The following is a 23890-nucleotide window of genomic DNA, read 5'->3' as shown; positions in this document are numbered from 1 at the left end:
AGAACTAAAGCCTTTTCCAACAATTGCAACTTACAGTTAAAAAATACTATCTTTACGAATTAAACGTTTTACGAACTTAAGTTGTGTCTTTCGCAACACTACATATAAAATTATGGCATGTACAAGTTGTTCAACTTCTGATGGTGGCGCACCAAAGGGTTGTAAAAATAATGGGACTTGCGGCACCGATAGCTGCAATAAATTAACGGTCTTTGATTGGCTATCGAATATGACTTTACCTTCTGGTGAAGCTCCATTTGACTGTGTTGAAGTACGTTTCAAGAACGGAAGAAAAGAATTTTATCGCAACACCGAAAAACTTACTTTAAGCATTGGAGATATCATTGCAACGGTGGCTTCACCAGGACATGATATTGGAATTGTGACTTTGACAGGCGAATTAGTTCGTGTTCAGATGAAGAAAAAAGGAGTAAGTCCTACCAGTAATGAAGTTCCGAAAATCTATAGAAAGGCATCTCAAAAAGATATCGACATTTGGTCAACTGCTAGAGATAAAGAAGAGCCTATGAAGGTTCGTGCACGTGAACTAGCAATTGCACACAAATTAGAAATGAAAATATCTGATATTGAATTTCAAGGTGATGGATCTAAGGCTACTTTTTATTACACCGCCAACGATCGCGTCGATTTTAGGCTTTTAATTAAAGATTTCGCCAAAGAATTCAGCACTAGAGTTGAGATGAAACAAGTAGGTTTCCGTCAAGAAGCAGCTCGTTTAGGTGGAATAGGTTCTTGTGGTAGAGAATTGTGTTGTTCGACTTGGCTGACTGATTTTAGAAGCGTGAATACTTCTGCAGCTCGTTACCAACAACTTTCTTTGAATCCGCAAAAACTGGCAGGACAATGTGGTAAATTAAAATGTTGTTTGAACTACGAACTAGATACTTACATGGATGCCTTAAAAGGGTTTCCTGATTTTGACACCAAATTAGTAACCGAAAAAGGAGATGCTGTTTGTCAAAAACAAGATATTTTCAAAGGACTGATGTGGTTTGCTTACACTAATAATTTTGCTAATTGGCATGTCTTAAAAATTGACAAAGTACAAGAAATTATTGCCGAAAATAAGCAAAAAAAGAAAGTTTCTGCACTGGAAGATTACGCAATTGAAATCATTCAAGAAATAGAAAAAGACTTTAACAATGCGATGGGACAAGAGAGTTTAACTCGTTTTGACCAACCTAAGAAGAAGAAAAAACCAACCAGAAAAATTAAGCCAGCAGGAGAAAAAGTCACTACTGAAAACCAAGATCAACCGGCTAGCGAAAACAAATCAAACAATCCTAGGCCAGCTGGCAACAAGCCTAAACAGGCTAATAAAAAACCATCTAATAACAAAAACGTTCCTAAAGGTGAGAACACACCTAATCCACAACCTAGAAAACCTATAATCATTACCAAAAATGAGAATAAAAAATAGTTTTTTAATTCTTCTTATTGCTATTGCTTTTTGTTCCTGTGACAAAAAAAGAGTTTTTGACGAATATAAATCGGTTGGAAGTGCATGGCATAAAGACAGCATTATTTCCTTTGATTTACCCATATTGGACTCTACAAAAAGATATGATTTATTTATCAATCTGAGGGACAACAACAATTATGCGTACAACAATCTCTTTTTGATTGTAACTTTAGAAAAACCCAACGGCTACACTAAAGTAGACACATTAGAGTATGAAATGGCAGCTCCAGATGGAACATTACTTGGCGAAGGATTTACAGATATTAAAGAAAGTAAATTATTCTACAAAGAAGGAGTTCGATTTAGAGGAAAATACAAAGTGAATATCAAACAAGCGGTGAGAGAATCAGGAAAAGTCCCTGGTGTCACACAACTTGAAGGCATCACAGACATAGGATTAAGAATAGAAAAAAAAGAATAGATAGTAACGTTTATGGCTACAAATAAAAAGAATCAAGACAATTCAGATTTTAAAAAGTACACCCGAGCTTTTTGGAAATTTTTCTTTTATGGATTAGGCAGTATCGCTGTCTTTTTCCTATTTGCTTCATGGGGGATTTTTGGTTCTATGCCTTCCTTTGAAGACTTAGAAAATCCAGATTCCAATTTGGCTACAGAAATCATCTCATCAGATGGAGTCGTACTTGGAAAGTACTTTCAAAAAAACAGGTCTCAATTAAAATATTCTGACCTTCCTAAAAACCTTGTAGATGCTTTAGTTGCAACTGAAGATGAGCGTTTTTACGAGCATTCAGGAATTGACGGAAGAGGAACGCTAAGAGCTATTGCAAGTCTAGGAACAAGTGGTGGCGCGAGTACTTTAACGCAACAATTAGCTAAACAATTATTTCACGGAGAAGGTTCTAAATTTCTTCCGTTTAGGATAGTCCAAAAAGCCAAAGAATGGATTATCGCCATTCGATTAGAAAGGCAATATACTAAGAATGAAATCCTAGCCATGTATTGTAATGTCTATGATTTCGGAAATTATTCAGTTGGTGTAAGTTCCGCGGCACAAACATATTTTTCCAAATCTCCAAAAGAATTAACCATCGACGAATCAGCGATTTTAGTGGGAATGTTCAAAAACTCTGGCTTATACAATCCAGTACGCAATGCACAAGGTGTAAAAAACCGTCGTAATGTAGTTTTGGCACAGATGGAAAAATCCAAAATGATTACCAATGAACAAAAATTAAAATACCAAGCTTTACCCATTACCTTGAATTTCAAATTAGAGAGTCATCGTGAAGGTACTGCTACCTATTTCAGAGAATATCTTCGTGATTATATGAAAAAATGGGTGAGTGAAAACAAAAAAGCAGATGGCTCAGATTATGACATCTATAAAGACGGATTAAAAATCTATACAACCATCGATTCGAGAATGCAATTACATGCTGAGAAAGCCGTAGAAGCCCATATGGCAAATTTGCAGGAAGAATTTTTTCTTCAATCTAAAAATAACAAGAACGCTCCATTCGTCAATATTACAGATGCCGAAACCAAACGTATCTTAAAACAAGCCATGAAATCTTCTAATCGTTGGAATGTAATGAAAGGGATGGATAAAACCGACGAAGAGATAGAGGCTTCTTTTCACCAAGAAGTAAAAATGACCGTTTTTACCTGGAAAGGTGAAAAGGACACTATCATGAAACCAATTGACTCTATCCGATACTACAAACACTTTTTACAATCCGGATTGATGGCCATGGAGCCACAAACAGGAAATATCAAAGCTTGGGTAGGCGGAATCAATTACAAATATTTTCAATATGATCACGTAGCCCAAGGAGCTCGACAAGTAGGATCTACCTTCAAACCTTTTGTTTACGCTACTGCTATTGAACAATTAAATATGTCTCCTTGTGATTCAATTATTGATGCACCATTTACCATTCCGGTAGGCCGCCATCATGTAACTGCATCTTGGACTCCTAGAAACTCCGATAATAAGTACCGAGGAATGATTACCTTGAAAAAAGCATTAGCCAACTCGATCAATACCATTTCGGCCAAATTAATGGACAAAGTGGGCCCTGAAGCGGTAGTAGAGTTAACTCATAAATTAGGTGTAAAATCACAAATTCCATTACAACCGTCGATTGCTTTGGGAGCAGTTGACATTACGGTTGAAGATATGGTTGCGGCCTACAGCACATTCGCCAATCAAGGAGTTTATAACAAACCGCAATTTTTAAGCCGAATTGAAGATAAAAGCGGAGTCGTAATCTACGAACCTATCCCAGAATCCCATGATGTATTAAACAAAGACATAGCCTTTGCTATTATTAAATTACTCGAAGGAGTTACTGAAGGCGGTTCTGGTTCTCGTTTACGTACTACATACGGTGGTGGTGGATCCAACCGCTGGACAGGATATCCTTATTCCTTCACCAATCCTATTGCAGGTAAAACAGGAACAACGCAAAACCAGTCCGATGGTTGGTTTATGGGAATGGTTCCAAACTTAGTAACCGGAGTTTGGGTAGGTTGTGAAGACCGTTCTGCACGTTTCAAAAGCATCACTTACGGACAAGGGGCTACTGCAGCCTTACCAGTTTGGGGTTATTTTATGAAATTGTGTTATAATGATCCCGAATTAAAAGTTTCTAAAGAAGCTTTTGACCGTCCGCCAAATTTATCAATCAAAGTGGATTGTTATACGGCACCAAAAGCTAAAGACTCCACTGCGATACAAAATAATGAAGAGTTTTCGTTTTAACAAAATTCAATAAATAATTCAATAGCCTCCTAATTCACAGGAGGCTATTTTTTTTTGGGGCTCCCGATAGCTATCGGGACTCCGTAAAAACTCCGGGTCGGGCTGTACATTCCCGCTTTTTTTATCTTGCAAAAAAAGCAAGATAAAAAAGAGCTCCACTGCCATCCCTCACGCTAAAAATGCAATCGAAAAAACCATTTCAACCAATAAAATTCACTTTACAATTAGATATTATTCACTTTAAAATTTACCGTTTTTCAATAGATTTTTCTTCACCATTAAGTTGTTAAGGTTTAATAGTTCCAAATGGTTGGTTGAATGGAAATTATTATTTTTTCAATGAATTCATAGGCAAAATAGTATCATTTTACTGTTTTATACATTTCCAAAACCTCCATAAATTCGTGGAATTAGACTTTTCTCTCTTTATATTCGTGCCAATTTGTGTAATTCGTGTCAACTTATTTTTTACTTAAAACTGTTTTTACCTAAGAAAACAGCTTTTGTTTCACTTTCTGAGAATAAAGCCTTAATTTTAAGAAGTCAAAGAAATTCATCTGTTATGATTAACAAAAAAGTAAATAACGTTCAAGAAGCATTAATCGGAATCGAAAACGGAATGACCCTACTCTTAGGAGGTTTTGGTCTCTGCGGAATTCCCGAAAATTCAATTGCCGAATTGGTCCAAAAAGAAACCACCCAACTCACTTGCATCTCCAACAATGCTGGAGTAGACGACTTTGGCCTCGGCTTACTTTTGCAAAAAAAACAAATCAAAAAAATGATTTCGTCCTACGTAGGCGAGAATGCCGAATTTGAACGTCAAATGCTTTCGGGCGAACTCGAAGTAGAACTCATTCCGCAAGGAACATTGGCCGAACGTTGTCGCGCAGCGCAAGCCGGAATACCCGCATTTTACACCCCCGCAGGTTACGGTACCGAAGTAGCCGAAGGCAAAGAAACCCGAGATTTCAACGGAAAAATGCACGTTTTAGAACACGCCTTCAAAGCCGATTTTGCCATTGTAAAAGCATGGAAAGGTGATACCGCTGGCAACCTCATCTTCAAAGGAACCGCTCGCAACTTTAATCCTGTGATGGCAGGAGCTGCGAAAATCACCATTGCCGAAGTTGAAGAACTAGTTGAAGCAGGAACTTTAGACCCCAATCAAATTCACATTCCAGGGATATTTGTACAACGGATTTTTCAAGGTACTAAATATGAAAAAAGAATTGAACAAAGAACCACCCGTAAAAAAGATTAGTTATGGCACTTGACAAAATCGGAATAGCAAAACGCATCGCACAAGAACTCCAAGACGGTTATTTTGTAAACCTAGGAATCGGAATACCTACTCTTGTAGCAAACTATATCCCTAAAGGAATAAACGTCGAAATACAAAGCGAAAACGGCGTTCTAGGCATGGGTCCGTTCCCTTTTGAAGGAGAAGAAGATGCTGATCTCATCAATGCGGGAAAACAAACGATAACTACTTTAGCAGGGGCATCCTTCTTTGATTCGGCTATGAGTTTTGCCATGATTCGTGGCAAACACGTCGACTTGACTATATTGGGCGCTATGGAAGTTGCCGAAAATGGCGATATAGCCAACTGGAAAATCCCAGGCAAAATGGTAAAAGGCATGGGTGGTGCGATGGATTTGGTTGCTTCTGCCGAAAACATCATCGTAGCCATGATGCACGTCAACAAAGCTGGAGAATCCAAAATTCTAAAAAAATGTACTTTGCCCTTGACAGGTGTCAATTGTGTCAAAAAAATAGTGACCGAACTCGCCGTAATGGAAATCACTCCCAACGGAATTAAATTACTAGAACGTGCTCCTGGAGTTTCTGTCGAACACATCATCGCTTCTACCCAAGCGGAACTTATCATTGATGGAGCTATTCCAGAGATGGTAATTGACTAAAAGTATAATATTTTGGGGTTCAAATCATAATATATTATAATATTTTGGGGTTGTAACCCTATTTTATTATATTTGTAGTATGATAGCACGCAGCATAACCCCCCGTTTATTAGCCGATTATGACAATAAAAAAGCAATTGTTCTACTTGGTCCTAGACAAGTAGGGAAAACAACTTTGATTCATAATTTAGTAGAAGGAAAAAAAGTGTTGTTCTTAAACGGAGACGACCCCCAAACTAGAATACAATTTGCTAATTCTAGTTTTCAATTTCTACTGCAAGTAGTTTCAGATTATGAAGTAATTGTTATTGATGAAGCACAACGCATTGAGAACATCGGCTTAACCGTAAAAATGCTAGTTGATGCCAAATTAAACAAGCAATTTATACTTACCGGTTCTTCATCATTAGATTTAGGAAATCAAATAAACGAACCTTTGACAGGCAGAAAATGGGAACATCAACTATATCCATTGAGTTGGAATGAAATTAAAAACCATTATTCCTTTGCAACCGCTTATGCACGATTAGAAGAGTTTTTAATTTATGGCATGTATCCAGAAGTAGTAACCGAAACCAAAAAACAAAAAGTGTTATTACAACTTTCAAGCAGTTATTTATACCAAGATATCCTAGAATTGGTCAACATCAAAAAACCTGACTTGTTAATGAAATTATTAAACGCTCTCGCATTACAGCTTGGAAGTGAGGTTTCCTATAATGAATTATCAAAAATACTTGGCGTTGACAGAATGACCGTAATCAACTATATAGATTTACTTGAAAAAGTATTTGTGATATTCAGACTTCATCCCTATTCTACAAATCAACGAAACGAAATAACATCCAAACCTAAAATCTATTTTTACGATAATGGGATACGAAATGCTATTATTGGGCAATTTAATCCCCTGCAAAATAGGCAGGATATAGGCGCTTTATTTGAAAACTTCTTTATAAGCGAAAAAATGAAACAACTGAGTTATTCAGGCTTTTATGGGAAAACACATTATTGGCGTAACACGCAACAAGCAGAAATAGATTTTATCGAAATTAACGAAGGCGAAATTTCTGCTTTCGAAATAAAATACAACCCCAATAAAAAAGTTCATTTCACTAAATCCTTTACAGAGAAATACCAACCTAAAAACACTCATGTAGTTAATAGCGATAACTTTTGGGAATACCTTTAGTGAATTAATTTTTGAAGGTAATATATTAAGATTGATAAAGTCCCTATAAATAATTATGCCAGTACGTTGTTGGACTAAAATATATTTTTGTTTGGCATTATATCGACTTAAATTCTTTATATTTTAAATAAAAAAAGAAGACTACAAATCAAATTAATTGAAATGTTACCTTACAAGAAATAGTTTTAAAACCAAATTCGCAATACCAATTATAAATAGAACTTTCCAATATTTTTTGACTTCTAATGCTTTTGGGTGGCTGGAATATTTGATTACTAATCCAATTATAATCATTAAAACAGGAGTGATAAAAGACATGAATTTTATATTTAAATTTATTAAAATACTAAGTTTTATTTAAACAAAACTCGGGGATTACAAAACAAATCTAACTAAATTAAAATATTTTCGCACAATTTTTCAGCAGAAAATATCCAAAGAAAATCAAAGTAAAAAATATTTGCGAACTTTGCTTCTTTACCGTTAAACATAAAACACAAAAAGACCGCCAAATAGCGGTCTTCCTTATATAAAAATCTTTGCGAACCTAGCGTAAAACTTAGCGTCCTTCGCGGTTAAACACTATAAGTTCTCGAAGAAATCGTTTCCTTTATCATCGGTAATTATAAAAGCAGGGAAATCTTTGATGGTTATTTTACGAACGGCTTCCATTCCTAATTCTTCAAAATCCACTACCTCAACTTTCAAGATGTTGTCTTGCGCTAGAATTGCAGCTGGACCACCAATTGAACCTAAGTAAAAACCACCGTAAGTGTTACAAGCGTTGGTCACGTCTTTGGTACGATTACCTTTGGCAAGCATAATCATGCTTCCGCCATGTTTTTGGAACTCCTCTACGTACACATCCATACGACCGGCGGTTGTAGGTCCAAAACTTCCTGAGGCCATTCCGTCTGGCGTTTTTGCAGGGCCTGCGTAATACACAGGGTGATTTTTGAAATACTCTGGCATTGGCTCACCAGCATCAAGCATTTCTTTGATTCTAGCGTGAGCAGCGTCACGAGCCACAATCAAAGTTCCGTTTAATTTTAAACGAGTTTTGATAGGGTATTTAGTCAATTCAGCTAAAACTTCAGCCATAGGTCTGTCCAAATCAATTTCTACTGCTGGTTCCAAATGTGGTGCAGTCTCTGGTAACAAACGTGCAGGATTCACTTCTAATTGCTCAACGAAGATTCCGTCTTTGGTAATTTTCCCTTTGATATTTCTATCAGCAGAACAAGAAACTCCCAATCCAACTGGACAAGATGCGGCGTGACGTGGCAAACGAATCACACGCACATCATGAGTGAAATATTTCCCACCAAACTGTGCTCCAATGGCACTTTCTTGGCAAATCAACTGCACTCTTTTCTCCCATTCTAAATCACGAAAAGCTTGACCAGCCATGTTTCCCGTAGTTGGCAAATGGTCAAAATAACCTGCAGAAGCTTTTTTGACAGCAGATAAATTCGCCTCGGCAGAAGTTCCTCCTACCACAAAAGCCAAGTGGTACGGTGGACAAGCCGAAGTTCCTAAATCCTTGATTTTGGCACGAATGAAAGCATCCATTGATTTTTCATTCAACAATGATTTAGTTTGTTGGTACAAATAGGTTTTGTTGGCAGAACCACCACCTTTTGCTAAAAACAAAAACTCATACGAATTTCCTTTTTTAGCATAAATATCAATCTGAGCAGGAAGATTCGAACCCGAGTTCTTCTCTTCGAACATACTAATGGGTACGATTTGAGAGTAACGTAGATTGCGCTCTTGGTAGGTATTGAAAATTCCTTTCGACAACCATTCGGCATCATCAACTCCTGTATAAACATTCTCCCCTTTTTTGGCCATGACAATCGCTGTTCCCGTATCTTGACAAGAAGGCAATTCTCCTTGAATGGCAACCGCTGCATTTTGCAACAAATTGTAGGCTACAAAACGGTCGTTATCTGTCGCTTCTGGGTCGTCAAGAATGGCTCTTAATTTTTCTAAATGTGCCGTTCTAAGCATAAAAGAAACATCTTTCATAGCTTCTTGCGACAATAACTCTAATCCTTTTGGGTCAACTGTTAGAATTTCACGGTCGCCTAGTTTTTCTACTTTTACAAAATCCGAGGAGATTTTGCGGTATTGTGTATCGTCTTTTAAGATGGGATACGAATCTTGATATATAAAATCCATTGTTTGCGTTTTTATTGAGCCGTAAAGATACCAATTACATCTAAGAATTGAGGTCGATTTATTTCAAGGAATTTTTAAAAAATGTTAAATGATGTACCCTGAACATGGGTGTTGATTAGGAAACAACTGAAAACTAAAAAAGCTACAGATATCATTTTCTGTAGCTTTTTTAATTTTATTTTAAACGTAAATCAATTATTCACCTTAATTAACTTGATATCAAAAATTAAAACAGAACCCGCTGGAATGCCATTATAATCAGCACTTCCGTAGCCTAAAGTCGCAGGGATTAATAAAATACCGCTTCCACCAGCTTTAAAATACGGAATTCCTTCAGTCCAACCTTTTATAACATTCTGCAACCCAAAAGTAGCACCACCACTACTGCTTTGCCCAAAAACAGTTTTATCAGTATAATATCCTTTGTATTCCACTGTCACATTTGAAGTCGCTGTAGGTTGAGCTCCGGTTCCTTCGTCACTAATTATATAATATAAACCAGAAGCCGTTTTGGCAGCAGTAAGTTGATTATCCGCAAGGTATTTTACAATTGCAGCATCATTTTCTGCGCTATATTCAACCGAAATTAGTTTGATTTCAAAAATCAAAACAGATCCGGCTGGAGTACCCTGATTGTCATAACTACCGTAGGCGAGATGTGCAGGTATTAAAAGGATTCCTTCTCCTCCTTCTTTAAAAAATGGAATTCCCTCAGCAAATCCTTGGATTAGTCCTTGTAAATTGGCCGAAAAACCTTTGTCTATACTTTCTCCGAACACCTTTTTATCTGTATAATACCCCTTGTAGGATACCGTCACATTTGAAGTCACGGTGGGTTGTTTCCCTGTTCCCTCTACATTAATGACATAATACAAACCAGAAGCTGTTCTTGTAGCATTAAGATTGTTTGCTTCAACATACGCTTTTATTTCAGCTTCGTTTTCTATAGAATAATCATAAGGAGGAGACACATCGTCTTTAGAACAAGACATAAATAGCAAGGCAACAATAGCTAATAAAGAATATTTCATATATAAATTTTAAGAATTAGGGGTAGCAAATATAGTTTTTTGAAATGATAAAGATTAATTCGATTTCACAAAAAAAGCTACAAATTATTTAAAATTGGTAGCTTTTAATATTCCTCGATAAATTTTCTACTTTAGCTCAACTCGCTTAGAGACAAATATCCTCTGCAATTGATAAACGTTAAAGCAGAACGCTCGTAAGCAAAAATAAAATAACTAAAGCTATAGCAATGTATTTGGTGTATTTTGACATTTTGTTAAGTTTATGTGATTAGTAACTCAAATGAAGTAAAAATCTAGTAAACAACCTAATTTTACAGCATATTTTAAGCTTGTAAGCCTACCGTTTTACTATTTAAAAGAACCAGCTTGCTACAAATATAGCCGTTATCACACAAATCACATCTACCAAAAGCATAGTTCCTAGCGCATAACGTGTGTTTTTGATGTTTACCGAACCAAAGTAAACCGCAATTACATAAAATGTACTTTCGGCACTACATTGAAAAATACTACTCAAACGTCCTGTCAAAGAATCCGCTCCAAAAGTACTCATCGAATCCAGTAAAAACCCTCTTGAACCCGCAGAACTAAACGGTCTTAGCAACGCCACTGGCAACGCATCAACAATGCCTTTGTTTACCCCTAGATTTGAAAATACAAAACCTAGACCGTTGCTAATAATTTCGAATAAACCACTATTTCTAAACAAAGAGATCGCTACCAACATCCCCAAAACATATGGAAAGATAACAACTCCTGTTTTTACTCCATTATTAGCTCCAACTACAAAAGAATCAAAAACCGTCGTGCTAGCAGCAGTAAATTTCTTCTCATGTTTGAATGAAAAAATCAAGGTAAAAGCAATAATTCCGACTAAGATTAGACCAGAAAGATTATTGGTAAAATAGTTTTTTCCGATTAAGTCCAATTGGTTTACATACATCAACAAACCTACTATAGCACCAATTAAAGCCATCAAAGCGCCCACTAAAGAAGCACTTTTAAAATTAATTTTTTGCTTAATACCCACAATTAAGAAAGCAGCAATAGTACCAATAAAAGAGGTAATAATACAAGGCAGCATCACATCGGCTGGGTTTGCAGCACCTGCAGCAGCACGGTACCCAATGATTGAAGTCGCTATCAATGTCAGTCCCGAAGCATGTAAACACATAAACATAATTTGCGCATCACTGGCTCGGTCTTTATCGGGGTTGAGTTCTTGTAAACTCTCCATGGCTTTCAATCCAAAAGGCGTTGCAGCCGAATCTAATCCCAAGAAATTGGCAGCAAAATTCAAAGTCATATACGAAATAGAAGGATGGTTTTTTGGAATAGATGGAAACACTTTTACAAACACCGGACTTAATACCGTAGCCAGTTTGCCTGAAGCTCCAGAAATAATTAAAAGTTCCATCAAGCCGCAGAAAAAAGCTAAATAAGCGATTAAAGGCAAGACAATATCTACCAAAGTACTTTTACAAGTTGGCAATAATCCATCTGATTTTTGAGTCCCACTAAAAATTTTTACGGTTTTATTTTTGTAAACATAAGTCGTATCAGGGTTTGAAAGATCACGGTTGACTATAAAAGTGCTTTCTGGAGAAGCCATGATACTGTCTTTTAGGAAAACAGGAAGGTCTTCGAGATACTTTTCAGAAACCAAAACAGGCTCTCCCTTTTGACCATTCAAAACAAAATCAATAGTATAAGTATTGGCAGTAAATAAACTCACCACAATAAAAGCAATCGACGAAATAAAAATAGCTAACCAAAATCTACTTAAAACCATATTTTTTTATTTTTTGTAAATGTAAATATTTAACCGCAAAGTACACAAAGGGTTTCCGCAAAGTACACAAAGAAAAAATATACTTTACTATTTAACGACTACACGATCTAACTATTCAAAAGGAATACCAACAAAACTTTGAGACTTCGCGCCTTTGTGGCAAATTTACACATGGATAATCTCCTCCTCGATCAACAAATCCTCTCGTCGTAATCGAAGAAAGATCTGCGCTACGGCAATGGTATCTTTTTCGCAATAGGTTACGATGCGGTCGATATCCTTATCCACATAAAAAACATGACCCACTTGACTGCCATCTATATCTCCTTTTGGAGATGGAATCCCGAGGATTTTACACAATAATTTCAGAGACGTATAATGCTTGTAATCGCCAAACTTCCACAACTCCAAAGTATCAAGATGCGGAATCTCCCATGGTTTTTTGCCAAATAAATTCAGTTTGTTTGGTATCGAAATAGAATTAATAATCATACGTCTTGCTAAAAAAGGAATATCAAATTCCTTGGCATTATGTCCACAAATGACGTGTTGTGGCCCGTTGAAGTAATTGTTAAGTAGATTATTGAAATCGTTTAAAAGCTTCTTTTCGTCTCCAAAAAAAGAGGTCACTCTAAAATTGCGGATATCTCCCTTAATCACAAAAAAACCAACCGAGATACAAACAATTTTTCCGAACTCAGCCCAAATTCCGGCACGATCGTAATATTCTTCTGGCGTGAAATCGTCTTTGCGTTGGTATTGCGTTTTTTGCTCGTACAAGGCTTGCATATCGCCATCCAACTCATTGAAATCGGCATTTTCTGGAACGGTTTCAATATCCAGAAATAGAATATTATTTAGATTTATTTTTTCAATCATAACCTTAGTTTTTGGATGGTACTTTTTCTTGTTCGAGCATTTTATAGGATTCTTCTAGGTAAACCGTAAAATCATCTGTCTGCGGTAAACCTTTTGTGCTTTTAATATCGTGATGTCCTAAACGCACAATAATCAAATCGTCCTCTGGAATCACAATCACATATTGCCCCAAATGACCTCGCATGTAAAATATTTTTTTGTTGTTGAAACTACTCAACCACCAACCATAACCGTATTGAGGCGATTCTTTGAATCTTGGAGTTACTGATTTTTCGACAAAATCACTGTCTAGAATCTGTTCTCCATTCCATTTTCCATGTTGCAAATATAATTTTCCAAAACGGGCAAAATCTCTGGCATTGCTAGCGATACAGCAATAGGCTTTTACTAATCCGTTGGGTGAATCGGTTTGCCAAAGTGCTTCACTTTCTGCTCCCATTGGTTTCCAAAAAGATTGCGAAACAAAATCGGTCAATTTTTGACCAGTGGCTTTTTCGATACACATGGCCAAGAGTTGGGTGTTTCCACTTAGGTATTTATAGCTTTTTCCAGGCTCGTCAATTCCCTTTAAACCCAAAGTCAAATCATACAAATTGGGGTCAAAATAGGCTTGAGTAGTAATCGAGAAAGGATCATAATACGATTCGTGCCAATTGAGACCAGACGCCATAGAAGACAAATCACCCACCGTCATATTGGCGGACTTTCCTTCTTTGAAAACAGGAAAAAAGTCGGATACTTTTTGATCTAAACTTTGGATTTCACCTTCCATAATTGCCTTTCCCAGAGCGGCCGAAACAATGCTCTTTGCCATCGAAAAAGAATTCGACTGACTATCTTTATTGTAATTATCATAATAGCTTTCGTGCCAAATACTATCTTTTTTGATAATAAGAAAAGCAACTGTACCTATTTTTTGATGCAGTTTCTCTAAGGTTTCAGTAGCTTTGACTTGATTGCAATCTTTGGCAATATTCCAAGGCTGAGCCACGGCACTTTTTTCGATTATGGTATTGTCGAAGTATTTATAATCTTCCAAAAAAGCTGTTTTATGGCCATTGAGGTAGATTGTTTGCACCGCTTTTAACAAATAATCTACTTTGAAAATATAAAGTAATAAGACGATTATAAACAGCAATCCAAAGAAACGCAGGAGGAATTTTTTAAGCCCATTCATAATTGCAAAGATTGTAGGTTTGACACGAATTTAGCGAAAAAATAATGATTTGATTAAATTCAAAACAAACTTTGTTGTGAGGAAGGATTTTCATGCTCCAACAACCACATTTTTCGACCTAATCCACCCGCATAACCAGTGAGTGAACCATCAGAGCCGATCACTCGATGGCAAGGAACCACAATCCACAAAGGATTTTTCCCATTGGCAGCCGCTACGGCTCGAACGGCTTTGACATCGCCTAGTTTTTGAGATAACTCGAGATAGGACATTGTTTTTCCAAACGGAATATTTTGTAATACTCGCCACACTTTCTGTTGAAAATCGGTTCCTTTTGGATTGAGTTTTAAATCGAAATTGGTTCTTTTGCCTTCAAAATAGTCGGTTAATTGTTGAACAGCTTCTTGTAATACAGACGGAATATCATTAGAAATAACTCCTTCATCAGAAATAGAAATGGAAGCAACTCCACTTTCGTCTCCTGTAATTTTGGCAATTCCCATAGGAGTTTTTATATATACTATTTCCATCATTTGACTCTAAAATATTTACTAGTATAAACATGTTCTAGTTACACACCAAATTGCGTTAAGTGATGATCTAAGTGTTTGTAGAACATATTATTCCATTCATCTTGATTCAATGCGCCAAAGGAATGGGATTCATTACCTTCAAAGTGTATTTCTCCTAATTCTAGCGATTTATGGATATACTGTAACAATCTAGTTTTTTCCGATTCAAAATCCTTATCCGTTGCTACAATAAAAACAGGCGCTGTACGACTATTTTTAGAATATGGTTTTTCACTAACCACGATTTTTTTTACGAAAGTTTTGAGTAACCACTTTTTAAACCCTTTTGGTTTTTCATGTTTATCTTCATAAACTAATTCATAAGTTACATTGCAATGTGCCAACATTTGAGCAACATTCATTTTCCCCCAAATTGGACTCGTAGTAGATTGTAATTGATTGATACGCTTTTCTAATTCTGCAACAACAGTTTGGTCAAATATATTTTTCATTTCAAATAGTTTATAGATGCATGATCAAAATTTTCTATCAAGTCAAAGATAAACTTTTCAATTATACCAGACTTTTTTATGTTTTAAAATTAAAATCCCCATTATTCAAAAATGAGTTTTGTTTAAGACTTACTATGCTTTACGGTATAACCCCCCTTTAAATCTAGGGCAATAATTTAAAATTATAGTCTTAAATGGTAAATTACTCTTAAAACAAGGTAAAATTCTCCTATTTAAAACTTCAAAAAAAGATTAAATTGTACCTTTCTTAAAATTTAAACGAGTTAGGTATGATTACATTAGTTGTTAACAAAAAGAAACACACCCTTGAGGCTTCTCCAGATATGCCTTTATTATGGGCTTTACGAGATAATTTAGGACTTACCGGGACTAAATATGGTTGTGGTATAGGCGCTTGTGGAGCTTGCAAAATATTCATTGATGACCAAGTTACTTATTCTTGTTTGACACCTATTTCTGAAGCCATTGGCAAAGAAATTACCACTATTGAAGGTACTACTCCTAACTTGCAATTACTCCAAAAATCGTGGGCCGAATTCAATGTGCCGCAATGCGGATTTTGCCAACCCGGACAGTTAATCGCTGCTACTTCCCTATTAAATTCAAATAACAATCCTACTGACCAAGATATCGATGATGCCATGAGCGGAAATATTTGCCGTTGTGGTACCTACCAACGCATCAAAAAAGCTATTCATCATACCGTTGAACTTAAAAAACAACAGAAATAATGGGCGATATTCAAAACCTCAGCAGGAGATCATTTATAAAAAATATAGGATTAACATCAGGCGCATTGATCATTGGTTCTCATTTGTCTTTGTTTGCCAATGAAACCGAAAACGTTCTGGCAGGTGCTTTTCAACCCAATTTATTTGTCGAATTACATCCCGACGGCAGTTTGGTTTTAATCGCTTCTCGTTCTGAAATGGGAAATGGTGTTCGCACTTCGCTAACTTCTGTCATTGCAGACGAAATGGAAGCCGACTGGAATAGAGTGAGCGTAAAACAAGCCATTGGACACAAAAAATACGGCGATCAAAATACCGACGGTTCTCGTTCGGTACGCTATTTATACGAAACCATGCGAAAAATGGGAGCGACGACTAAGATGATTTTGATTTCGGCTGCAGCCAAAAAATGGAATGTGCCCGAATCTGACTGTCATGCTGCAAATCATTTTATAGTACATACCAGTGGTAAAAAAATAGGCTTTGGAGATTTGGTCGAAATTGCCAAAACTATCGAAGCACCAAAAGATAGTGTCCTAAAAGATCCTAAAAATTTCAAATTCATAGGTAAAAACCTAAGAAGCGTTGATGTCGAAAAATACGCTAACGGAAGTGCCGTTTTCGGACTTGATTTCCGTTTACCCAATATGAAATTTGCCGCTGTAGCTCGTTGTCCCGTCACTTTTGGAACGGTCAAATCATTCGACAAAACCGAAGCCATGAAAATTCAGGGTGTCGAAGCAGTATTTGAAATAGCTCGAGTTAAAACACCTTTTGGTGCCTTGGGCGGAGTGGTTGTCATTGCTTCCAATACTTGGGCTGCTTTCAAAGGAAAAGAAGCTTTGATTATCGAATGGGACAACGGTAAAAATGCCGATTACGACTCGGAAAAATACATGGAAATGTTGACCGAAAACGTTCATAAACCGGGAGTGGTAAGCAAAACCAGAGGTGATATCGAAGCCGCTTTTAACGCTTCCGCAAAAGTAATCGAAAGCACCTACCAATTACCGCATTTATCACATGCTCCTATGGAAGTGCCTAATGCAGTTGCTTGGGTCAAGGAGGACAGTTGCGAAGTTTGGTGTCCTACGCAAAATCCACAAGCCGCTCACGCAGAAGTTAAAAATTATTTGGGATTTGACGATGAAAAAGTCATCATCAACATCACTTTACTAGGGGGTGGTTTTGGTCGAAAATCAAAACCCGATTATGTCCTTGAGGCAGCTATGATTTCTAAAACCATCAAAGGACCCGTTCAAGTGGTTTGGACCAGAGAAGACGAAACACAACACGGTTATTACCATACCGTGAGTGCACAATATATGAAAGCATCTTTGGACAAGGATGGAAATGTAACAGGATGGTTGCACCGATTTGCATTCCCTCCTATCAAATCGACTTTTGACCCTACCTCAGATTATCCTAATGGTGGCGAATTATCCTCTGCTACCGAAGCGCCTTTCGATATTAAAAATTTCCAAGTCGAAATTGGACAAGCTCCTGCAAAGGTTCGCATTGGGTGGTTGCGTTCTGTCATAAATATTCCGCATGGGTATGCCATCAATGTTTTTAAGGACGAATTGGCTCATGCTGCAAACCAAGACCCATTGGCTTTTAATTTAAAACTTATAGGTGAAGACCGCGTTTCTGGCGCTAAAAATGGCATCAAATTCAGCACTGCACGATTGAAAAATGTATTGAAAAAAGCAGCCGAAAATGCAGGCTGGGGAAAACCACTTCCTAAAGGTCACGCACAAGGATTGGCCGTTCAATACAGTTTTTTATCCTATGTAGCTTCTGTTGTCGAAGTTTCGATGGTAGATGGTTTGATTAAAATTAATAAAATAACTACCGTGATTGATTGTGGAACTGTAATCAACAAAAATACGGTTACCGCACAAATGGAAGGTGCGGCAATATTTGGAATGTCACTCGCATTTTACGGAAAAATAACCGCCAAAGACGGAGCTATTGAGCAAAGTAATTTTGGTGATTACCGTATGGTTCGAATGAATGAAGGACCAAAAATTGAGGTCGAAATAGTGGACAGTAACGAACTTCCAACCGGTGTAGGAGAACCTGGAGTTCCAGTGATTGCTCCTGCTATTGTAAACGCAATTTTCAAACTGACCGGTAAACGCTACCGCAATCTACCGTTGACAGATTATGAATTGGTTTAATCTTTTAAACCTTTTCTTAATTTAGTTGTCCTACATCAAAGCTAAACACTATTGGCAATTTTGTAGTTATTAAACTGTATACTATTTATCAATTGGCTCCAGCTTTAGCTGGAGAAAAAGTGAGGAATATAAAAAGGCTTTAGCCAAAATCATTGTTTTATTTGGCTAAAGCCCATTTTAAATAATGCCAATTTCACCCCCAGCTAAAGCTGGAGGCAATTAATTATAAAAAATAGCAGTACTAAGTAATTACACAATTTTAAGGCTTTGAAAATTCAAACCATTAAGAAATTAAGATTCATTAAGCCTGAATTCTCTAATTTCTTGAAGGTTAAAAAAATAATTTATACCAAACAATCCTTAAATGAACAATTGGCTTGCCTTATTACACAATTTTAAAACCAAAAATACTCCGGTGGCTTTGGTAACGGTGACCCACATTATAGGTTCTGCCCCATGCCGACTGGGCGCAAAAATGATTGTAGTCAATCAAAAAGAATTTTATGGCACCATTGGCGGCGGAAAACTCGAATTTCAAGTTATTGACGAAGCGGTAAAGGCCATTGAAGAGAATAAAACAAAACATTTTAGCTATACTTTGGGGCCCGAATTTGAACAATGTTGTGGCGGAAAAGTAGCTTTATTAATAGAACCTATGAATCAGTCTCCCGAATTGCATTTATTTGGCGCAGGCCACATTGGCGTTGCCCTTTGCGACATTATGAAGGATACTCCTTTTGAGGTTCATTTGTACGACACTAGAGAAAATTGGCAAGAAAATTTAACGGTAGACAAGACAATAACCTACCATAATGAACCGTTTGACCTTTACAAACAAACGGTGGGTTGGGGCGAAAATTGCTATGCCGTTATCATGACCCACGACCACAAATTGGATTTTGAAATAACTGCTTTGGCATTGGTATCCCAAACCAAATACATTGGATTGATTGGCAGCAAAACCAAAAAAAGCAGATTCAATTCGATGCTTATTAAAGAATTAGGAATGAAAGAGGGTATTGCGCCTGTACATTGCCCAATTGGGCTAGACTTGGGAGGAAATACTCCCAAAGAAATTGCCATCAGCGTTGCCTCTGAATTATTGAAAGTATATTATGAAAGATAAAGCAGTTTTTGTGCTATTGGCAGGGGGAAAATCAGAGAGAATGGGCTTCCCTAAAGGATTATTGGTACACAATCAAACGGTTTGGATATTGGAGCAACTCAATCGAATTGCCAATTCAACTATCAAAACAGTTTATATTGGACTAGGACATTGCTATGAAGATTATTTTTGTGTAGTACCTTGGTTCAAAGACGCCCAAGATCGTTATATAACGTACAATGATTTAAAAATTAAAGTAGTAATTAACAGCACGCCCGAAAATGGATCCTTCTCCACTTTACAAGCCGTTTTGGCGCAGATCCCAAAGAAACAAGCGGTTTTGATTCAACCGATTGACGTGCCACTTTTGAACACAGCCGAGTTGGAAAACATCATTGCAACCTCCAACGCCATTGTACAACCACAATTTGAGGGTAAAAATGGCCATCCGATTCAGTTATTACCCAAGTTTTGGAATCCTTTATTGAAATTGGATCTAATGGACGAAACCTCAAGATTGGACCTTCAAATCAAAAAAAAGAACCCTAAACATTGCAGTGTGATTGCAGTTCAGGATTCTTCTGTAGTTTTTAATCTCAATACGCCTGAAGATTGGGAAAATTATACTCAATCAGCAGAAGTAACTATTCGATAATTTATCTTAATTTCTTCACCATTTCTGGTGTCACCACCGATTTGTTATTTCCCCAACTAGCGTACACATACGTCAAAACGTCTGCTATCTGTTGATCTGTTAAATCTTGTTTTGGCATCGGAATATTATATTTTTTTCCGTTTACCGTCATTGGACCATTAGAACCATTGATCACTTGCTTGATTGCTCGGTTTACATCTGCATTGAGGTAATCCGATTTTGCCAAAGGTGGAAACGCACCCGGAATTCCTGCACCCGTCATTTGATGGCAGGACATACATACTTTGTTGTAAATCGATTTCCCGTTGTTTATATCTTGTTCAGGTTTTGCCTTGATGTCGATATATTCGGTTGGAGCTGTAAAACTAAAACTGATAAAGGCTAGAACTGCTAATCCTAAAATGTAATTTTTCATAATGTTTATGCCGTTTGAATGGTTGTTTTTTATTGTAAAATAAATAACTCAAAAACTAAGCCATTGCTTTCAACAAGGAACAGATGGATAATTTTCATTTATCGAAAGGTAATTTTAAACAAATCAATTACCTCGCTTAAAAGCAAAAATTCTAAACATTTGCAATTCGAATACTTACTTTTTAGAAAAATCCCCCAAAAAGCATTATTATTTTTTGGAGGAATTTCTAATTATTTACTTTTTATAAAACACTTGCTCAATTCCTTGTCTAAATGCTTCTTCGCCAACGGCAATTCGTTGTGCGTACATTTGCTTGGCATCTGTTCCAGCAACATATCTTAAAGTTGATTTTCCATCGGTAGCGGCTTCATAAACGACAGCTGCAATTTGTTCAGCTGTAGAATAATCTTTGGCTTTTTCTGGATCCATAAAAACCGACAGTACATTATTCAATTGTTCGTCATAAGCTTCGTTTTGTGTCATAACCAAGGAACGGCTCGCAAAATCAGTAGCAATTCCGCCTGGTGAAACGGTTTTCACTGTTATTCCAAACTCTTTTAGTTCAAACGCTAGACTTTCGCTCCAGCCTTCTAACGCCCATTTTGTAGCGTGATATACCGAAAAAAACGGAAAGGTTATCAAACCACCTATGGAGGTTGTGGTTATCAATGTACCTGCTTTGTTTTCTCTAAAATGTGGCAAAAATTGCTGTGTTACGCGCATCACTCCCAAAAGATTGGTGTTCAATTGGTTTGTTAATTGGTCATCTGTAGCTCCTTCAAATGGGCCTGCTAGTCCGTAGCCTGCATTGTTAAAAACCACATCTATTTTGCCAATTGCTAAGGCGTTTTTTACAGTCTCTTGAATTTGCTCGTTGTCGGTAACATCCAATGGCAAAAGCGTTATGTTTGCTACTTCAGCGAGTTCTGTTTCGTTCTCTGGTGTTCTCATGGTGGCGATAACATTCCAGTTATTTTTCGCAAAAAGCAAAGCCGCTGCTTTTCCTAAACCAGAGGAAGCTCCGGTTATAAAAATTGTTTTTTTCATAATAGTATTGTTTTAAATTTTAGTTTTTTCTTCTAATGTTTAGCAGTTGAAATGCTGCAATAGTCATCTGTACTTATAACCATGTGTAACAGGCAAAAGCAACAAGTAGTTAAGGTAAAAAAGGGGACTATTTATATTCAGATACAGAGCTATTTAATTCAAGCTTTGCCTATACTCGTTCGGGCTCATAGCCGTTTTCTTTTTGAACATTTTACTAAAGTACTGCGGATATTCAAATCCCAAGGCATAGGCGATTTCGCTAGCGCTTTCTTTTGAATTGAGCAATTGGTTTTTGGCCTTTTCAATAATGAATTGATGGATATGGTCTTGTGTACTTTGACCCGTTTCTTTTCGCAACAAATCACTTAAATATTTGGGTGACATGTTCATCGCTTCTCCGCAATATTGGACTGTTGGAATTCCCAATTCGATTTGTTTATTGGCTTTGTAATATTCCTTTATTACTTGCTCAAATTGACTCACAAAATCCTGATTCAGATTGGTACGGGTAAAAAACTGACGGTCGTAGAATCGTAAACAGTAATTGAGTAACAGTTCTATATTCGAAATGATTAAAGTCTGACTGTGCGCATCGATATTACTGTTGTATTCGCGTTCAATTTTCAAGGCAATTTCAGTCACCGTTTTGCGCTCTTCGTCTGAAAGATGTAATGCTTCATTCGATGAATACTCAAAAAAAGAATACTTATCGATTTGCTTTCCTAAAGTTGATTTTCGAATTAAATCCGGGTGAAAAACAATACTCCAGCCAGTATCTTCGCGGTTTACATTTTGTTTTTCGACTTCCAAAACTTGATTCGGCCCCATAAAAATCATCGAACCTTCTTGGTAATCATAGGAATTCCTGCCGTAATTGGTGATGGTAAAAGGGCAATTGTCTTTTAAACTAATTTGGTACAATCCTACAGAATATTTGAATTTTTCAATTTCTAAATCTTTCAACTCTTTGGCCAAGCGAACCACCGAAACGAGTGGATGCTTTGGCTTTTCCAAACCAAAAAAGTCATGCAGTTCAGAGATGGTATTTATAGTGATGATTTCCTTCATAGCTTTCGAATAAAATTATAAATTTTGCCACCAATCGCTGTACGTACTGTTTCCTTGTACTAGAATTTCTTGGCCGATTTTGGGCGTGATTACCTCTAGATTTAGTTCTATGGCTTTGGCTTGTACTCGGTTGATTGGGTCTTTCCAATCGTGCATTGCCAGTTTGAAACCTCCCCAATGTATTGGCATTATCTTTTTGGCTTGAACATCAACTCCTGCTTGAGCTGTTTCTTCGGGCATCATGTGTATGTCGGACCATTTGTCGTTGTATTGCCCACATTCCATTAGAGCCAAATCGAAAGGGCCGTATTTATCGCCGATTTCTTTGAAATGCGATGCATAACCACTGTCACCACTAAAATATATTGACTCATTTTTGGACTGAATTACCCACGAACTCCATAACGTACTTTGCCCATTGTTTAACTTTCGACCCGAAAAATGTTGCGCTGGCGTACATACCAAAGTTAAGCTATCAAATTGGATTTCTTGCCACCAATCCAATTCAGATATTTTGGAAGTTTCAATTCCCCAGGCTTTTAGGTGTTCTCCTACTCCTAGCGGTGTATAAAAGTGTTTCGTTTTGTCTTTTATTTTCATGACCGTTTCATAATCCAAATGGTCGTAATGGTCGTGCGAGAAAATCACGGCGTCTATGTGCGGTAGTTTTTCGATAGCAATAGGCCGGTCGGCATTAAAACGGTCGGCACCAAGCATTGGGTGCGGTGCTGCGACTTTGCCAAACATAGGGTCTAGCAAAATCGTTTTGCCTTCTATTTGTAACAAGAAAGCTGAATGTCCAAACCATACCAATCGTGCTTTGCCTTTGTAATCGGCTACGTCAATCGAATCGATTTTTTGGACTTTCAAATCTTCTTTTGGTCGGCCATTTTTTACTTTGGTAGTAAAAAAATAATAGGCAATATCCAACTTTTCCGAAAAGCTAAGTTCTTTGGGAACGGCCTTGGTATTATTGAATTTTCCGTTTTTGTACTGTGCCGATTTTTGGTACACGAGCTGTTTTTCTTTCGAAACATCTCCTCCAAAATTGGGATAGAAGTTGGTAAAAGCCAAATATACAACTACCAAAAGGCTAATTATTAGGAGCGTTAGTATCATAATTCTTTTTATAATTCGTTTCAACATTTTGTTCTCAATTATTATAAGACAAAATTAGACGAATTATGGCTTGTAGCTGTATACTAATTACTTTTCGTTGTATGCTTATTGCTGAAATTGGTGGTTTTAT

General features: G+C 36.9%; 20 protein-coding genes and 1 pseudogene. 10 read left to right on the top strand and 11 right to left on the bottom strand.

What is annotated here, in order from left to right:
• Positions 1-112: 112 nt before the first annotated feature.
• From ricT to ABZP37_RS04365, 6 genes are all read left to right on the top strand, one after another.
• On the top strand, positions 113-1441 hold the full coding sequence (gene ricT / locus ABZP37_RS04390) for a regulatory iron-sulfur-containing complex subunit RicT (protein ID WP_366185940.1): 1329 nt from the start codon (positions 113-115) through the stop codon (positions 1439-1441).
• A complete protein-coding gene (locus ABZP37_RS04385) occupies positions 1425-1904 on the top strand; it encodes a gliding motility lipoprotein GldH (protein ID WP_366185938.1) in 480 nt (159 codons plus the stop codon). The genes ricT and ABZP37_RS04385 overlap by 17 nt, the downstream gene beginning before the upstream one ends.
• A gap of 12 nt (positions 1905-1916) precedes the next feature.
• Entirely contained in the window at positions 1917-4211 is a 2295-nt protein-coding gene (locus ABZP37_RS04380; RefSeq protein ID WP_366185936.1) for a transglycosylase domain-containing protein, read from the top strand.
• A gap of 562 nt (positions 4212-4773) precedes the next feature.
• Positions 4774-5475: a CoA transferase subunit A gene (locus ABZP37_RS04375; RefSeq protein ID WP_366185934.1), complete on the top strand. Its 702-nt coding sequence runs from the start codon at positions 4774-4776 to the stop codon at positions 5473-5475.
• A gap of 2 nt (positions 5476-5477) precedes the next feature.
• Positions 5478-6137: a 3-oxoacid CoA-transferase subunit B gene (locus tag ABZP37_RS04370; protein WP_366185932.1), complete on the top strand. Its 660-nt coding sequence runs from the start codon at positions 5478-5480 to the stop codon at positions 6135-6137.
• Positions 6138-6216: 79 nt separating this feature from the next.
• The gene (locus ABZP37_RS04365) at positions 6217-7329 is read left to right on the top strand and encodes an ATP-binding protein (protein WP_366185930.1); all 1113 of its coding nucleotides are present in this window, start codon (positions 6217-6219) and stop codon (positions 7327-7329) included.
• 582 nt (positions 7330-7911) lie between these two features.
• Here the strand turns inward: ABZP37_RS04365 and ABZP37_RS04360 are convergent.
• The 7 genes from ABZP37_RS04360 to ABZP37_RS04330 form a co-directional block, all read right to left on the bottom strand.
• Positions 7912-9513: a fumarate hydratase gene (locus ABZP37_RS04360; RefSeq protein ID WP_366185928.1), complete on the bottom strand. Its 1602-nt coding sequence runs from the start codon at positions 9511-9513 to the stop codon at positions 7912-7914.
• Positions 9514-9704: 191 nt separating this feature from the next.
• Complete coding sequence (locus ABZP37_RS04355; protein ID WP_366185926.1) at positions 9705-10544, bottom strand: FKBP-type peptidyl-prolyl cis-trans isomerase; 840 nt, start codon at positions 10542-10544, stop codon at positions 9705-9707.
• A 352-nt stretch (positions 10545-10896) separates the two neighbouring features.
• Complete coding sequence (locus tag ABZP37_RS04350) at positions 10897-12336, bottom strand: nucleoside recognition domain-containing protein (protein ID WP_366185924.1); 1440 nt, start codon at positions 12334-12336, stop codon at positions 10897-10899.
• Positions 12337-12501: 165 nt separating this feature from the next.
• Positions 12502-13215, bottom strand: a complete 714-nt coding sequence (locus ABZP37_RS04345) for a 3'-5' exonuclease (protein WP_366185922.1) — start codon at positions 13213-13215, stop codon at positions 12502-12504.
• 4 nt (positions 13216-13219) lie between these two features.
• Complete coding sequence (locus ABZP37_RS04340) at positions 13220-14392, bottom strand: serine hydrolase (protein WP_366185921.1); 1173 nt, start codon at positions 14390-14392, stop codon at positions 13220-13222.
• 59 nt (positions 14393-14451) lie between these two features.
• The gene (locus ABZP37_RS04335; RefSeq protein WP_366187476.1) at positions 14452-14922 is read right to left on the bottom strand and encodes a methylated-DNA--[protein]-cysteine S-methyltransferase; all 471 of its coding nucleotides are present in this window, start codon (positions 14920-14922) and stop codon (positions 14452-14454) included.
• A gap of 41 nt (positions 14923-14963) precedes the next feature.
• Positions 14964-15416: a DUF1569 domain-containing protein gene (locus ABZP37_RS04330; RefSeq protein WP_366185919.1), complete on the bottom strand. Its 453-nt coding sequence runs from the start codon at positions 15414-15416 to the stop codon at positions 14964-14966.
• A 290-nt stretch (positions 15417-15706) separates the two neighbouring features.
• Here ABZP37_RS04330 and ABZP37_RS04325 point away from each other — a divergent pair, with 290 nt between their 5' ends.
• From ABZP37_RS04325 to ABZP37_RS04310, 4 genes are all read left to right on the top strand, one after another.
• Positions 15707-16168 carry a (2Fe-2S)-binding protein gene (locus ABZP37_RS04325; protein ID WP_366185917.1) on the top strand — a complete coding sequence of 154 codons (462 nt, stop codon included), beginning with the start codon at positions 15707-15709 and terminating at the stop codon, positions 16166-16168.
• On the top strand, positions 16168-18351 hold the full coding sequence (locus tag ABZP37_RS04320) for a molybdopterin cofactor-binding domain-containing protein (protein WP_366185915.1): 2184 nt from the start codon (positions 16168-16170) through the stop codon (positions 18349-18351). Before ABZP37_RS04325 ends, ABZP37_RS04320 begins: the two co-directional genes overlap by 1 nt.
• Positions 18352-18715: 364 nt before the next feature.
• Positions 18716-19477, top strand: a complete 762-nt coding sequence (gene xdhC / locus ABZP37_RS04315) for a xanthine dehydrogenase accessory protein XdhC (RefSeq protein ID WP_366185913.1) — start codon at positions 18716-18718, stop codon at positions 19475-19477.
• Positions 19467-20111, top strand: a complete 645-nt coding sequence (locus tag ABZP37_RS04310; protein ID WP_366185911.1) for an NTP transferase domain-containing protein — start codon at positions 19467-19469, stop codon at positions 20109-20111. The genes xdhC and ABZP37_RS04310 overlap by 11 nt, the downstream gene beginning before the upstream one ends.
• 1 nt (position 20112) lies before the next feature.
• Here ABZP37_RS04310 and ABZP37_RS04305 read toward each other — a convergent pair.
• The 4 genes and pseudogenes from ABZP37_RS04305 to ABZP37_RS04290 all read right to left on the bottom strand — a co-directional run.
• Positions 20113-20433 (bottom strand): annotated as a pseudogene (locus ABZP37_RS04305) (cytochrome c); the annotation flags it as partial.
• Positions 20434-20760: 327 nt separating this feature from the next.
• Entirely contained in the window at positions 20761-21573 is an 813-nt protein-coding gene (locus tag ABZP37_RS04300) for an SDR family oxidoreductase (RefSeq protein WP_366185909.1), read from the bottom strand.
• Between the two features lie 153 nt (positions 21574-21726).
• A complete protein-coding gene (locus ABZP37_RS04295; protein ID WP_366185907.1) occupies positions 21727-22641 on the bottom strand; it encodes a helix-turn-helix domain-containing protein in 915 nt (304 codons plus the stop codon).
• Between the two features lie 15 nt (positions 22642-22656).
• Entirely contained in the window at positions 22657-23760 is a 1104-nt protein-coding gene (locus ABZP37_RS04290) for an MBL fold metallo-hydrolase (protein ID WP_366185905.1), read from the bottom strand.
• Positions 23761-23890: the final 130 nt, after the last annotated feature.

Origin of the sequence: Flavobacterium ovatum (assembly GCF_040703125.1) — a bacterium.
GTDB classification, from domain to species: domain Bacteria; phylum Bacteroidota; class Bacteroidia; order Flavobacteriales; family Flavobacteriaceae; genus Flavobacterium; species Flavobacterium ovatum.
This window is presented reverse-complemented; position numbering and strand designations above follow the sequence as displayed.